10 protein-coding genes are annotated in these 14,933 nt (G+C 39.6%); 2 read left to right on the plus strand and 8 right to left on the minus strand.

The features are described 5' to 3' along the window. The 8 genes from B3Y13_RS08580 to B3Y13_RS08610 form a co-directional block, all read right to left on the minus strand. On the minus strand, positions 1–822 hold an 822-nt coding region (locus B3Y13_RS08580; RefSeq protein ID WP_296693965.1), incomplete at its 3' end, for a citrate/2-methylcitrate synthase. Positions 823–910: 88 nt separating this feature from the next. Next, positions 911–2,611, minus strand: a complete 1,701-nt coding sequence (gene ilvD / locus B3Y13_RS08585; RefSeq protein WP_296693968.1) for a dihydroxy-acid dehydratase — start codon at positions 2,609–2,611, stop codon at positions 911–913. Positions 2,612–2,846: 235 nt separating this feature from the next. Continuing rightward, positions 2,847–3,206: a YkvA family protein gene (locus B3Y13_RS08590; RefSeq protein ID WP_296020558.1), complete on the minus strand. Its 360-nt coding sequence runs from the start codon at positions 3,204–3,206 to the stop codon at positions 2,847–2,849. Positions 3,207–3,226: 20 nt separating this feature from the next. Next, entirely contained in the window at positions 3,227–5,386 is a 2,160-nt protein-coding gene (mutS, locus tag B3Y13_RS08595; RefSeq protein WP_349681365.1) for a DNA mismatch repair protein MutS, read from the minus strand. Further along, complete coding sequence (locus tag B3Y13_RS09890) at positions 5,290–5,895, minus strand: hypothetical protein (RefSeq protein WP_349681366.1); 606 nt, start codon at positions 5,893–5,895, stop codon at positions 5,290–5,292. The genes mutS and B3Y13_RS09890 overlap by 97 nt, the downstream gene beginning before the upstream one ends. A gap of 6 nt (positions 5,896–5,901) precedes the next feature. Beyond that, the gene (locus B3Y13_RS08600) at positions 5,902–6,417 is read right to left on the minus strand and encodes an OmpH family outer membrane protein (RefSeq protein ID WP_296020567.1); all 516 of its coding nucleotides are present in this window, start codon (positions 6,415–6,417) and stop codon (positions 5,902–5,904) included. 23 nt (positions 6,418–6,440) lie between these two features. Beyond that, a complete protein-coding gene (gene bamA, locus B3Y13_RS08605) occupies positions 6,441–8,876 on the minus strand; it encodes an outer membrane protein assembly factor BamA (protein WP_296693970.1) in 2,436 nt (811 codons plus the stop codon). A gap of 51 nt (positions 8,877–8,927) precedes the next feature. Then, positions 8,928–13,361, minus strand: coding sequence for a hypothetical protein (locus B3Y13_RS08610; RefSeq protein WP_296693972.1), 4,434 nt, complete (start codon positions 13,359–13,361; stop codon positions 8,928–8,930). Between the two features lie 240 nt (positions 13,362–13,601). Here B3Y13_RS08610 and tmk point away from each other — a divergent pair, with 240 nt between their 5' ends. Beyond that, on the plus strand, positions 13,602–14,222 hold the full coding sequence (gene tmk / locus B3Y13_RS08615) for a dTMP kinase (protein WP_296020582.1): 621 nt from the start codon (positions 13,602–13,604) through the stop codon (positions 14,220–14,222). Between the two features lie 32 nt (positions 14,223–14,254). Next, on the plus strand, positions 14,255–14,872 hold the full coding sequence (locus B3Y13_RS08620) for a hypothetical protein (protein WP_414717811.1): 618 nt from the start codon (positions 14,255–14,257) through the stop codon (positions 14,870–14,872). Positions 14,873–14,933 lie beyond the last annotated feature (61 nt).

A 14,933-nucleotide genomic window follows, 5' to 3' on the forward strand; every position in this document is an offset into this window, starting at 1 on the left:
GTAACCTTTTAGAGAGCCAACAGCCGCGCCGATTGCAGAATAAGTGTCCGTGTCCGCAGAAGAAACAACATGCACCGTCAAAGAAGAGTTGTTGCCGCCACCATGCTCAGCATGCAAGATAAGCGCAAGATCCAGAAGTTTAGCCTCGTCATCGGTAAAAGCCTTGTTGTTGCGGATCAATCGCAAAAAGTTTTCCGCAGTAGAAAGCTCTGGCAGCGGGTTGTGGATATACATCGACTTTCCGTCGTAATAACGGCGTTTTGCCTGATAACCGTAAGCTGTCAAAGTTCCAAAACGGCTTATAAGCTCAATACATTGACGCAAAATATTTGAAAGAGAGCGTTCTTCCGGATTTTTGTCGTAAGAATAAGAAGCCAAAACACCGCGCGCAAGTTTATTCATAATATCAGCAGACGGAGCTTTCATAATCATGTCTTCAGTAAAATTTGGAGGCAAAGCGCGCAATTCACCGAGATATTTTTTAAAAAGCTCAAGCTCGCTCTGGGTCGGCAGTTCGCCAAAAAGCAAAAGATAAACCGCCTGCTCATAGCCAAACTGATTATGAGCTTCTGCATCGCTTATCAAATCAGCAACATTATAACCGCGATACAAGAGTTTGCCGGGGATTGCAATTTTTTTACCGTCCTTCACTTCGTATCCTACAACATCGCCAATGCTTGTAAGACCGACGAGCACACCTGTTCCGTTGGCATTGCGCAGACCTCGTTTTACATCATATTTTTCGTAAAGACTAGTGTCGATTGGGTCGTTGCGTTCAGCAAGTACGGACAAGCGTCCGATAAAAAGGCTTTCTGTATCCATTCCGGCATCTCCTGTTATTTTGCATAAATATGCAATATTCTTAACTTTTATTGATAATTATACAGATTTCAAAAAATCTATGCAACTTCTACTGCAATATTGCTCCCTTATCCGCGGAGCTTACCAGTTTAGCGTAGCGGGCAAGGTAGCCAGTTTTTACTTTTGGCTCAGGGGCAACCCATTTTGCCTTGCGCGCGGCAAGTTCCTCGTCGCTTACTTCAAGATGGATTTTGTAGTTGTTTATATCCAAAGTAATTTTGTCGCCTTCCTGAACAAGCGCAATCGGGCCGCCGACAGCCGCTTCTGGTGAACAGTGTCCAAGAGAAGCACCACGTGTAGCACCGCTGAAACGTCCATCAGTAATCAATGCAACCTGCTTGTCCAAGCCCTGACCTGCAAGAGCCGCTGTAACTGCAAGCATCTCACGCATTCCAGGACCGCCTTTTGGACCTTCATAGCGGATTACAACAACATCACCCGGCTTAATCTGGGATTTCTGGACAGCTTCCATTGCCTCGCTTTCATCGTTGAACACGCGCGCAGGCCCTGTGTGGTGCATAAGCTCCGGAGCGCAGGCTGAACGTTTTACAACTGTTCCGTTCGGCGCAAGGTTTCCGAACAGAATCGCAATTCCGCCGTTGTCGCTGAACGGATTTTCAATCGGGCGAAGGATTTCAGGATTGCGGTTTTTTACGCCGGCAATATTTTCTGCGATTGTTTTTCCTGTGGCGGTAATCAAAGATGTATTTATAAGGTTCTTTTTTGCAAGTTCAGCCAAAACCGCCTGAACACCGCCCGCATCATCAAGCTCGCACATAAAAGTGTGTCCTGCAGGAGCCAAGTGGCAAAGATTCGGAGTCCGCTCAGAAATTTTATTAACCTCGTGCAAGTCAATGTCAATTCCAGCCTCATGCGCAATAGCCGGAACGTGCAGCATTGTGTTGGAAGAGCAGCCGAGCGCCATATCCGCAGTCAACGCATTGCGGAAATTTTCAGCCGTCATCATCGCCCGGGCGGTAATTCCTTTTTTATACAAATTCATAACAGCCATGCCAGCGTGCTTTGCAAGCGCGATTCGTTCGCCAGTTACGGCAGGAATTGTTCCGTTTCCAGGAAGCCCAAGCCCCAAAACTTCAGTAAGACAGTTCATTGAGTTCGCGGTGAACATTCCAGAGCAAGCTCCGCAGCCCGGACAAGCGCGGTGCTCCATTTCCTTAAGCTGCTCCTCAGTGATTTTTCCGACCGCAAGACCGCCAACCGCCTCAAACATATCAGTAAGCGAAAGATTCTTGCCCGAATAAGGATTCGACTTGTCATTTCCAGGAAGATGTCCCGGCATCATCGGACCGCCGGAAACAAAAACAGTCGGCAAGTCAAGACGTGCGGCAGCCATCAGCATTCCCGGAACAATCTTGTCGCAGTTCGGAATCATAACAAGAGCGTCAAACTGGTGAGCCTTAGCAACACATTCAACGCTGTCGGCAATAAGCTCACGTGTTACAAGCGAATATTTCATTCCCTCGTGTCCCATCGCGATTCCATCACAGACGCCAATCGCAGGAAATTCAATCGGAGTTCCGCCAGCCATTCTAACGCCAGCCTTAACAGCCTCCGCAATCCGGTCAAGTTCAATGTGCCCCGGAATAAGTTCATTTTTTGCGCAGATAACACCAACCAGCGGCTGATTCAATTCCTCATCAGTATAACCCGAAGCATAAAAAAGAGAGCGGTGCGGCGCGCGGGCAACACCCTTACAAGCATTATCACTTTTTTTTGATTCAACAGCCATTTTGTACCTCTAAAATAAAAAAATAAATTTCTGGAGCAGCTTTTACTGTCTCCTCCGGCTTTCCGCGGTTCCGCTATTCGCTTCATCGGGCAAAGCCCGACGCTTTCGCGCCGCTACAATCCGGGCTAAAATTTGCGTTTTTATTATATAGATAAACGCGCTTTCTGTTAATATTGACAGGGATAAGTTTCTTTAATTTTAATTAAATTCTTCAGTATTATTAAATTATATACTGCTATAAAAAAATTATTTTTATAACAAGAAAAATCAAAAACAGCCAGATTAAAACTACAGGAACCGCATAATACCATTTTCCGCTCAAAGCCATGTTTTTTGCGTTTTTTCGGCATTCTTCCCAGACTTCGGACGGAATCAGCTTTACAGAAGCGGCAATCAGCGCAGGAACCAAAAACAGGTCATCAAGGCAACCAATCACCGGAATAAAATCAGGTATAAGGTCTACTGGAGAAAGCGCATATAAAACGGCAAGCGCGGCAAAAATTTTTGCCAAAACAGGAGTTTTTCTGTGCTTCAAAGCCAGACAGACGGCAGGAACATCTGTTTTTAATTTTTCAGCGCGCTCTTTAAAATTCATTTTTTATTCCAAAAATAAAACTATCTTCCAGAAAGTGATTTTTTCCAGCGGGCAAGAAGCTCAAGAGCCTGGAGCGGAGTCATATTTTCCGGATCAGCAGAAAGGATTTCGTCCAAAACCATTTCCTCGTCAGAAAAAAGTCCAGGCAAATTCTGGCTAAAATGCGATTTTTCCTTTTCGCCGGAAATTTCGGTTTTTATTTCGGAAGGCAGGACTGGTTTTTCTCCAGCGGATTTTTGCAAATGCGCAAGAATTTCCTCAGCTCTTAAAATTACGCTTTGTGGAACGCCGGCAAGTTTTGCAACGTGCAGACCGTAAGAGTTTTCGCTTGCTCCTTCCTTTATTTTTCTCAAAAAAACTACATCGCCAGAATTTTCAGCAACAGCCATGCACAAAAGTTTTAGCGCAGAGTGGTTCATTCTTGTTAGCTCGTGATAATGAGTAGCAAAAAGAGTTTTGCACTTTATCGTGTTCAGCAAATATTCGCTAATTGCCCAGGCAATCGAAAGTCCATCTTCCGTAGAAGTTCCCCGCCCTACTTCGTCCATAATTACAAGAGATTTTTCCGTTGCAGAACGGAGAATATTTGCCGTTTCTGTCATTTCGACCAAAAAAGTCGATTCTCCGCGGGCAAGGTTGTCGCTTGCTCCAACACGGCAGAAAATTCTATCGACAATTCCAATGCGCGCAGAAGAAGCCGGAACAAAAGAGCCTGTCTGAGCCAAAAGCGCAATCAGCGCATTCTGACGCAAAAATGTTGATTTTCCGGCCATGTTCGGACCTGTAATCAACGAAAAAGAAGTTGAGCATTTTTCAGAAAAATCTTGTGGCGAACAAATCGAAAGGTCATTCGGAACAAATTCGCCGGCAGGAAGATGCATTTCAACGACAGGGTGGCGTCCATTTTCAACTTCAAAAACCGTAGAATTATCGACAGCCGGACGAATCCAGCCATGAAGAACGGCAGAATATGCAAGCGCTGAGCTTACATCTGTGTATGCAATTTCTCTGGAAGTCTGCAAAAGATACGGAACAAGTTTTGCAATCTGGGAGCGTATTTCGATAAATAAATCACGCTCAATCTGAACAATTTTTGTGCCAGCTTCGTTCAATTCGTGTTCAAGTTCTTGAAGCCGTTCAGTCGTATAGCGTTCCGCATTCAAAAGAGAACGGCGCATTATAAAATGCCCAGGAATCTGCTGAAGTTTTCCTTTTGTAACTTCAATGTAATAGCCTGCATTGTTGTTGTTTTTTATCCGCAGGTTAGAAATTCCAGTTTTTGATTTTTCTTCTTCGGCGTATTCTTCAAGAATTTTGTTAAAATTGCACTGAATGTCGCGCCAATGGTCAAGCTCTTTTGACCAGCCAGATTTTATAATCCGGCCTTCCGTAATAGAAGTCGCCGGATCTTCCAAAATCGCCGAATCAATAAGTTCAATTATCTGCTTAGCTTCATCCGCCGGCAAAACAGAAAAATCATAATCTTCAATCAAAACGCGGATTTTAAGCCATACGGAAAGACTCGATTTTAAAGCCTGCAAGTCTTTTGCATGGGCACGCTCCATTGCGACTCTTGCAGCAAGCCTTTCAATATCAAGAACAGAAGAAAAATTCTGCCTAACTGCATCTAAAAGCCTGCGGTTATTTACAAAAAGAGCAATATGCTCCTGTCTGGAAGCAATTTTTTGAGCATCGGTCAAAGGATAGTTAAGCCAGTTTACCAAGAGCCTCTTGCCCATTGCAGTCTGCGTATGGGAAACACATTCCAAAAGTGAATACTGGAAACTTCCGTCCCTTAAATTTTCCGTAATTTCAAGATTTCGGCGGGAAGAATCATCCATTACGACGTATTCACAGTCACGGTAAACTTTTATTCCGCTTACATGAGGAGCATTTGTCGAAGTTGTCCGCATAAGATAGTCAAGCAAAAATCCGGCAGGTCCAACTTCCGCACTTTCTTCGGTCAAATTAAAAGAACGCAGATTCTGTGTTCCAAACTGTTTGTTAAGCCTTTTGTAAGAAAGAGAAGAATCAAAATTCCATTCAGGATAATAAGAAACCGCAATATTTGAATTCTGGGCGATTATTTCTTCAACTGTTTTGTCGCAGCGCAGAGTTTCAGGCAAAAGAAGCTCACGAGGATTGGAACGGCCGAGTTCCTTTGCAAAATTATCCGCCATTTCTTTTTTATTCCAGCTTGTTNNGCGTAAAAATCGGCAGTAGTAACATCAATATAGGCAAAGCCAACTTCATTTTTTTTTACCGCGCAACATGCAAGATAATTATTTACGCCGCCTTCAAGATATTCACTTTCAATCGCAGTTCCCGGGGTTATGATTTCTATCACTTTTCGCTCGGCAATTGTCTTGCCTTTTCCGATTTCTCCAACCTGCTCGCAGATTGCAATTTTTTTTCCAAGCCTTAAAAGACGTGCAATGTAAATTTTTGCGGCATGATACGGAATTCCGCACATAGGATGCTGTGCACGATGAGTAAGTGTAAGATTTAAAAGACGGCTAATTTCCAAGGCGTCTTCATTGAACATCTCGTAAAAATCGCCTAGACGAAAAAACAGAACTTCGTTGCGATATTCATCTTTTATGCTCTGGTACTGAACCATGAGCGGTGTCAATTCTGCGCTTTCGGAACGTTTCTGAATTTTTCCTGCAACAACCTTGTCTTTTGGCATTTTGTGTTATATTCCTAATTCGGCAATAACTTTTTCAGTAATATCAACCGAAGGGCTATACCACAAAACAGCATTCGCCTGCTGCAAACTCAAAATCATCGAATAACCTTCATTTTCTGCAACTTTTTCCAAAACGCCATAAAGTTTTTTGTAAAAAGAATCTGAATTCTGAAGATTTTTTTTGAGCGATTCAAGCTCAACATTTTTTGCGTTCGTATATTCCGTAAGAGTGTCTGTTTTTCTGGTAATTTCTGCATCAAGACGGCTTACCGCTGCAGAATTATTGTTTTTCTGAAAATCAACTTTTTGATTCTTGAGATTTTGAATTTCTTCTGTCCGTTTGTTAATTTCGGTCTGGAATTCGGCTTTTTTAGACTCGTAATTGCGAACTGGAGCCGAATTTCTAAAATATGCCTGATAAACTCTGGCAGTATCAACAACACCAAAACGCGTAATCTGCTGGGCAGAAAGTCCAAAAACAACGAAAAAAGAAAAAACAAAACCAAAAACAATTTTTTTCATTTTAAAACAACCTCAAAACGCAATTATTTATTCGTAATATTGAATGAAAGTACAAATTTCCAGTTATTTTCCCAAGTTACGTTATAATTCTCATCCATTTTGAATGTATTTGCAAAAAGCAGACGCAATGGGAACTGAGGGATTGAAAAACGCAGTCCAGGACCTGTACTAAAGTAAAAGTCCGAAATTCCTGTATTTGTAAAGAGTTCATAAGGCGAATTCTTTATTACAGCAGCGTCACCAAACCAGTCTACTGCCAAAACTCCAGGAACAATCGGCATACGTAATTCAAGAATATTGCTCCAAAGCGCACGGCCTCTGTGCTTATTATAGATATTTGTCCATCCGCGGGCGTTAAACATACCGTCAATGTAAACTTTGCTTGAATTTCCAATTCCCGAATCAGACGCCGGGAAAAGAAGGCTCAGACCGGAATATGCGGCAAAAACCATTTTCCAGTTCCATGTTTCTGTAACCGGCAAATTGAACAGGGTAAAGTATTTTTCAGCCTTTGTATCCGAACGCAAAAAGAATTCTGTTTCAAAAGGCATAAGCCCGTACCAGGTAAGGCGCTGACTTGCAAACCAGCCTTTTGAAGGATCGTAATTTATATCGCGGTCATCAATAGAAAAAGCAGACCAAATAGAATTCTGCCAACCCCATTTGTTAGAATACTCAGCAATAGTCGAATCAACAGGAATATAAACTTCGTCATAAACATTGTTTATAAGACTTCCGTTGATTCCGGCAGAAAGCGAAAGAATAGCCCAGACTGGAGTCCATCTTCTTCCAAGAGAAAAACCAAGGCTCCAAACCCAGCGTTCATAATCCATGTAATAATCGTCAGAATTTAAACTGTCTTCGTTGTCAGCAAGTTCAAGCATAAGCGCAGTATTCTGCGAATGAGAGAAACTAGTGCTTATTGATGAAGAAATCGGCATTCCAAAAAGCCAGTTTTCTCCAAAACTCAAAGAAACAGACTGCTCGTCAGTTGCAATCGTAGAACTTGCGCTGATAGATTTTCCACTTCCGCGGAAGTTAGAATCCTGCCATTTTACAAAAAGAGCAAACGGAAGGTCGTCCGGATCAGAAACACCAGAAAAAGTAACGCCGAATTCAATAGAAGTAGTAGATTGCTCGTCTACAGAAAAAACAAGGTTTACAAGATTTTCTTCAGAACCAGGCGCAACGTCAGGCACAACTGCGCTAAAATACTGCAAGTTGTACAGATTTCTAAGACCTGTAGTAAGTTTTGCCTTAGAAAAAATGTCGCCGCTTTCAATCGGAATTTCACGGCGAATAATTTCCTCTTTTGTGCGCGTATTTCCTTTTATGGAAATGCTTTCTACATGGCTCCGCACGCTTTCTGTAATATGAAATTCATACGAAATAACTTTATTGTTCGTGTCTTTCATAGGAATTGGCTGAAAACGGTTTGAAGTGTAGCCATTTTCGTAGTATAAATCGGCAATCGCCATAACCGATTCCTGATATTTCTGCTGACTATAAACCGCGCCAGTCTTAAGCTTTACAAAAGAATTAAGCTTTTCGCTCGGAAAAATAATATTTCCCTTAAAAGTCATTCCGCCAAAAGTATACTGCGAGCCTTCAACAATAACAAATGTGATTGTAAGCTCATCTCTGTTTTTCTTTTCGTTTATAGCAGTTTCTTTTGTAACATCGATAACTTCTGCATCTATATAACCCAAATTCTGGTAATAAGCCGTAATCGCCTGCTTGTCTGCCTCGAGCTCAGATTCCTGGAATGCGCCTTTATTGATTAAACCTGCCTCTTTGAGCGTAAGCTTGCTTTTTAAAGTTCTGCTCGATATAACTTTGTTGCCACGAAAATCCAGTTTTGCAATTACAGTCGAACGGCCTTCATCAACTTTGAAATTAACTTCAACGCCTTTTGGGGTCTGCTTTGAGCTTGCAGTTACGCGGGCATTAGTAAAACCTTTTCCAAGATAAACATCGCGCACAGAACGCTCATCGACAAGCATCTTGCCTTCAACAAAAATATCTTTTTCTTTAAGCGAAACTGCCTCTTTTAATTCTGTAGTACGAATCTGGCGGTTTCCGGAAAATGTAATTCTAGTTACAACAGGACGCTCAGTTACAGAAAATACAATCGAAACTGTATTTTTCTTAGCATCGCCCGGAAGAGCCTCAGGATTTATTTCATCAAAAAAATCGAGCGCATAAATTCTGTCCAAAAGATTTCCAAAAACCTCATCGGAAAATTTCCTTCCGATAAAGCCGCTAGTTACGCCTTCAAGCTCTTTTGAATCTACAGATTTTAAATTCTTAAAAGAAATTGATTTTATAAGTTTTCCATAAAACCAGTTTTCATCAGATTCTGTTACTTTGTCATTCTCCTGAGCAGAAACAAAACAAGGTGCAAAAACGCAGATTGCCGCACAAAAAATTAAAGCGAAATTAAAACGCTTGAAAGACATATTAACTCCAATTGCCAAGAAATTTAGTCATATTCAGTTATTATGAACATTTTAAAATGAGTGCTTCCAAGACAATGTAACAGACGTTGAAGGAATCCACAGACTGTTTTTGATTGCTTCCAGATCCGGAGAAACCCCAAACCTTATATTAACGAACGGTGAAGACATTTCAAAACCAAATTCAGGCTGAAGCACAAGTCCACGAACGGAATCTTCGTCCTTTGCCTTTGTTTCGTCATAACTCCAGTGCATTAAAGCATCAACATACATTGCACTACCAAAGTACTTACCTACATAAACAGCCGAATTGTCAAAAAAGTTACTGAAAGATAACTGCTTGCCGGCAGAATTCTTATCAAGACTTTGCTTTACAGCGTTTTGAAGGATATTTGTTCTAACGGAAAATATATCAAAATTCAATAATTCACGCAATGTATTCTCTACAGTACGCATTACCGTTGCCTGCATAAGATAGTCTCCGCCTGCCATTGCAAGAGAAGCAACATTTTCAGAATTTCCAGAAATAACCTGCCCCAAAAGCTCCATAATTTCGTTTTCAGACTTTGCAGGAGTTGCAGTAAAGCGAGGATTAAACTGACTCAAGGCCTGCTGACTTGCCGACAAAGTTATTGTCACCTGATTATTGTTTTCATCGCGCTCCCGGGTTTCTGCGCGAACAGTAATTCGAGGATCAAAAAGTTCATTATATTCGTTGAATACAACTTTTCCCTCCTTCATATAAAAACTTCTGTTGAGCCAGACAATTTCGCCTCCACGAAGGTTTACTTCTCCTTTTGCAGAAAGGTCGCCCGTCGAAGTATCAATATAAAGGTCAAGATAATTGTCAGGCACAATAAGACCGCGCAGCAGAGGATTTAAGAGAATTTGAACTTTATTTTTTACCTGAAGCTTAAGGTCTACAAGAAAGTCAAAAGGCGTTTTTTTTGTATGCTCCATGTTCAAACCGTCACGGATAATTTCAATTTCTGCACGTTCGCCAAAGATTTTTCCTGAAAAACCGACAGTATCCGTCGTCATGTGAACCAAAAATTTTTCAAATGCGGCAAACCCATTGTAATGAACCAAAGGAAGCTTTAAATCAACAGGAATAAACTGACCTCGAGGGCTTTCAACCGGACAGTCAAGAGAGCCGATTTTCCAGCGGTCAAACTCAATGTTCAAGCCAACGCTCACAGAATTTTTTTCTACGGTGAATAAAGTCGGCTTTACGATAAAATGATTTTGAGAAGCAAGCGCAATTACCTTTTCAGACCGGAAAAGTTTTTTTGAAATTATTGGAACATAAAATTCAGGATTTAAAATAACAATGGAACCTGTATATTCCGGGTCAGTTGTAAGACCGCCTATTTTTACTGCTCCAGAAAGTTTTCCGCCTGTAAATCTTACAAAAGGAATGCTGAAAGCCTGGCAAAAAGTCTTCATGTCGGCATTTATATTTTTTATGTTCAAATCAAGCTGATTGTGAATTATAGAACCGTTCAAATTAAAGCTGAGCGGAGAAGCAGGTCCGGATTTTACTGACAAAACCTGTCCTGCAACAAAAGTTCCAGAAATTCCCCTTCCATTTTCAGAAACAAAATCTATAACATCGTCGCTTTTTGTAATTTTTAAGTCGAGTTTTTGTTCAGTCGGGAAAAAAGAACCTGTCATTTTTTCACTTTTGACAGTCGCAACAAAATTTTTGAAAGGAGAATTTCCATGGGCAAAACAATTTATCGAGCTTTTTACTGGAATGTTAAAATCAAGTTCAAGAAAATTTCCTTTTAATACCGCAGTACAATTTCCAGAAAAATTCTTTAAGTTAAAGTTAGCAAAAAAATCCGAAAGCGAAAATTTTCCCCAGCCAGCGTTAAGTTCTGAAACAGAAAGTCCTGTATCGTCATAAACAGCATTTCCTGAAAAAACGCATGGATAACCGGCAAAATTTATAGAAGAACTCTGCAAATTTAGCGAAACAAAAGGATTTGCAGGTGTTCCAGATAGCGAAAACTCTGCATTTATTTTGTTTGTTGAATTTTGGTCAGCAAAAAATCTCGCGGCAGGAAAATCAGAAAGATTTCCTTGAGCACTGACATAAAAATCGTTTTTCAAATTGTCCAAAGTCAAAAGTTTTTTTTCAAGATTGCGGACTTCGGCATTAAGGCTTATTTTTTCCGAATTTAAAATGCTTTTTGCATTCAAATCGACTATAATCGAGTCAAAAATTCCATCGTTAAGGCTCCAAACTACATTCATTCTTCCGTCAAGAGCAGAAGCCGCATCCGAATATGCGAGCTTGTTCATTACAAAACCGTATTTATTTGCAGAACCGGTAAAAGCAAGGTGCGGATGCAAACGAAGAGAACCATAAGGCTCATCAATATCAAAATTATTTATTTCAACTTCAATTCCAGAAACTTCATTCCACGAAAAAGAAGTATTTAAGGAAGTAGAAAAAATATTTTTTCCAAACGAAACAGGCAAAGCCGTAAACTCTACAGAACCAAAAATATTTTTTTCAAATGAAAAAGCCGCATTAAAATTGTAATCGCCCGAAATATTCAAAAAATTCTGAGAAAACGCGCCTCTAAAACTAAAAGGCAGAGAATTGACAACAAGGTCGGTATAAAAATTAAAATCAGAAAGTCCATTTGAAAAATCAATTCCAGCGGTAGCATGCGCAGTTTGTTTTCCATATTGCAAATCGAGAGAACTCAAGGTTATGGTTTCTGAAGAACCATCAATGGCAAAGGTGAGAAGCTGTTTTTCCTTTGCTGTGTTTGCCAAAAGAAAATAAGGCGAATTGAACGAAAAACTTTTAAAATCCGTCGTAAAATAAATTTCGTCGGAAAAAATGTAAGTTCCAGCCGATTTTGAAATATTTGCAAGAAAAGCCTTTTTTTCTTCGGGAACAAAAAATGCAACCGCATCGATTACGCTGTCCAAAAACATATCGCTGATAGAAACCGAAGCCTGCAAAAACTTTTCCGTCTCGTTCAAAAAACTGCCTTCGGCAACAATTTTTGCACTTTTTTCGTATTCGGCATGAGAATAATCATCGCATTCAAAGCTAAAATCCACGGACTTTTCAGACGGCAAAAGCGTAAACTGAATGGCAGTCAAGCTTTTTTCGTCCATAAAAAGCTGCGGAGCAAAGCACATAAAACCGTTTTTGTAAGGCTCTATGTAAAGTTCAGTCTGTAAAATTCCGCCATTTGAAAGCTGAAAACGCGGAATGCTCAAAACAAACGAAGGCTCCAGAGTTTTTAAGCTGAGCTCGCCGTTCAAATCAAAATTTACAGGTTTTCCGTCAGCCTCAAATTTATTGACTTTTAAAACCTGATTTTTACATTCAACATCATAAGAAAGGACGACTTGGCTTCCGGCAATTCTTTCAGAAAAATTACAGTCGCCGTCAATTTTTAAATATCCAGAATTAAAGAAATCTTCTTTTGTCAAAAACGAAGTTTTAGCTTTTATAGTTCCAGAAAATTTTGTTTCGATAAATTTTTTATAAAGAGGAAATGGATTTTTTACTTTTATAAGTTTTAAAGGTTCAAATTTCCTGGACTGAGCGTCAAACGAAAGCTCCTGATTTTTAAAATTCGCCTCAAGCTGCACAGAAAACGGAAAAGCCGAGCGCATCGTTCTGAGCGCAAGCTTTGAATCCGCATAGTTGAGAAGAAAATCAATTTTAGAAATCGTAAAATCGGCGCGGTTTATTTCTGAAAGCTTTAAAAGAAAAGAACTTCCTTCGAGATTTTTAAAAAAGTTTCCTGAAAGCTCAAAACCACAGGCAACAAGTTTTCGATTGCCATCACTTTTTAAAAGTTCAGATTTAAATTCAAGACGTCCGGAAGTTTTTATTTTGAGGCTGTTTTTAGCAAGCGGCGACTGTTCAAAAGTTACGGTTTTTGCAATTGCAAGAAAATCGTTTTTTGAATCGACAAAATGAAGACTGATATTTTTAAATTGAATGTTAAAAGGAATATTGATTTCTTTTCCGTCAATTATAAATTTTTTGGAAGAAGATTTGTGTTTTTTTGATTGATTTTTTTCATCATCGCTTTTTTCGAAAATTCCAGAAAGATTTTTGAGCAAATCCCCGTCTTTTACGGCATCATATTCAATTTTTAAACCGTCCAAAATCAAAAGTTTTACTGCATTCAAAGGCTGCTTAGAAAAAAAATCACGAAAATTATACGAAAGAACAGCGCTGTTAATCTGAACAAGCTGCTTTTGCGTCGCAGAATCCTTTAAATTGATATTTTTTAAACTGATGCCAGAAAGAATCGAAGGAGAAAGAGCTTCGTATGAAATCTCAATTCCCGTTTTTTCTTCAATTTTTTGAGTAATTTTTAAAACACCGACAGAAACAGCGGCATTGATTTTTTTGTATGTTGGAAAAATCAACGCAATAACTGCAATTACGAGCAGGAGAAAAATAATGCTTCCAATGCTGGTTTTTAGAATTCTCGACTTCATCTGACTTGAACAGTCTCTGTTTTAACGGCAAAATGGCTTTCAGAAAGTTTTAATTTTTTTCAATATTCAGAACTTTCCATAGACTAACACTTTACTTTATTTTTGATTTTTTTAGTAGTGGGACAGATCTAAAAACTCATTCAAGCTGATTTTCCTAGAAATGTCTGCAAGTTTTAACTTATTGCAATACAACAAATTAAAACAACCGCTCTAAAAAAAAACTGGAGTTTTTCAGGAATTATGATTTTAAAAAATTTTGTTGTATTTGAAGGAATCGACGGAGCAGGAACTTCAACGCAAATCAATGTCTTAAAAGAAAAAAAAGAAGCCGGGAGATTTTTCTTTACGGCAGAACCGACAGACTCACCTGTAGGAAAATTCTTAAGAACTGTTTTAAAAGGCAATGTTGAACTTGATCCACGGACAAGCGCATACCTTTTTGCGGCAGACCGCGCAGAACATCTTTGGGGAAAAAGCGGCTCAAACTGCGGAATCGAAAAAAAATGTTCCGACGGAAAAATCGTCATAAGCGACCGATACTTTTTTTCGAGTCTGACATACCAAAGCGTAACCTGCGGAGAAGAGCTTCCTCGCCTTCTAAATTCGACTTTCCCGCTTCCGCAAATTCTTTTCTTTTTTAAAATTTCTCCAGAAATCAGCCTTAAAAGAGTCGATGCCCGCGGAGAACGTGAAATTTACGAAAAAATAGACTTTTTAAAGGCGACAGAAGAACGTTACGAAAAGCTTATGGACGAATACGAAGCAAAAAACACAGGAATGAAAATCGTCCGTCTGGATGCATCAAAATCAAAAGAAGAGGTAAGCGCGCAAATCTGGCAGGAACTTTCAAAACTGCTGTAAAAACTCACAAAAAAAATGCCGACAATAAAAACGTGAAAAGATTTTTTGCGCTAGTTTTCTTTGCGGCCAGTTTTTTTATATTCTCACCTCAAAAATCTTCTGCCTACATGGTCAAATACAAAGAAGATTATTACAAACTTTTTCATGTTCATTACCAGCAGTATCCAGACGATGTCATGGAAAACATTTACTGGCTTGAGCAGGCCGTAAAGGCCGATTTTTGCAATCCGCTCTATGCAAATGTAAAAATCGACAACGAAAAAGATTGGGAAAAATACCGCTATCTTTTTATGATGCACATAAACCTAAAACTTATTGAGCAGCATATGAGGCTCGGAAGAATTTACGACAAAAAAAACGTAAAATTTTACGACGCGCCATGGAAAGACATTTACATTGAAAATTTACAGAAAACACTCAGTTGCTATCAGGCAGGACTTTACTACTGGCAGGAAGCAAAGCTTTGGGCAGAAAAAGCAAACGTAAAAAGGTTTCAGTTTTTAACCTTAACAGACATTCAAAACTGGGAAGACGAACGCGAAAGAATTGGAAACGGAAAATTAAATTACGAAAAGATTTTAAACCGGGAAATTGCGCGTGTTCAGAAAAATATTTCCGAATTTGAAAACATGACAGACAAAACGTATTAGAATTTTACTTTAAAACAAAAGCGATTTTCGATAAAATAGAAAATCATGCAGTTTGAAGAAA

Source organism: Treponema sp. UBA7567 (genome assembly GCF_002476655.1).
GTDB lineage: Bacteria > Spirochaetota > Spirochaetia > Treponematales > Treponemataceae > Treponema_D.

What these genes read in the sequence shown, in the direction of transcription:
- ilvD (WP_296693968.1), bottom strand. Translation starts at nt 2,611, where the DNA reads ATGGCTGTTGAATCAAAAAAAAGTGATAATGCTTGTAAGGGTGTTGCC.
- tmk (WP_296020582.1), top strand. Translation starts at nt 13,602, where the DNA reads ATGATTTTAAAAAATTTTGTTGTATTTGAAGGAATCGACGGAGCAGGA.
- B3Y13_RS08600 (WP_296020567.1), bottom strand. Translation starts at nt 6,417, where the DNA reads ATGAAAAAAATTGTTTTTGGTTTTGTTTTTTCTTTTTTCGTTGTTTTT.
- bamA (WP_296693970.1), bottom strand. Translation starts at nt 8,876, where the DNA reads ATGTCTTTCAAGCGTTTTAATTTCGCTTTAATTTTTTGTGCGGCAATC.
- mutS (WP_349681365.1), bottom strand. Translation starts at nt 5,386, where the DNA reads ATGGCGGATAATTTTGCAAAGGAACTCGGCCGTTCCAATCCTCGTGAG.
- B3Y13_RS08610 (WP_296693972.1), bottom strand. Translation starts at nt 13,361, where the DNA reads ATGAAGTCGAGAATTCTAAAAACCAGCATTGGAAGCATTATTTTTCTC.
- B3Y13_RS08590 (WP_296020558.1), bottom strand. Translation starts at nt 3,206, where the DNA reads ATGAATTTTAAAGAGCGCGCTGAAAAATTAAAAACAGATGTTCCTGCC.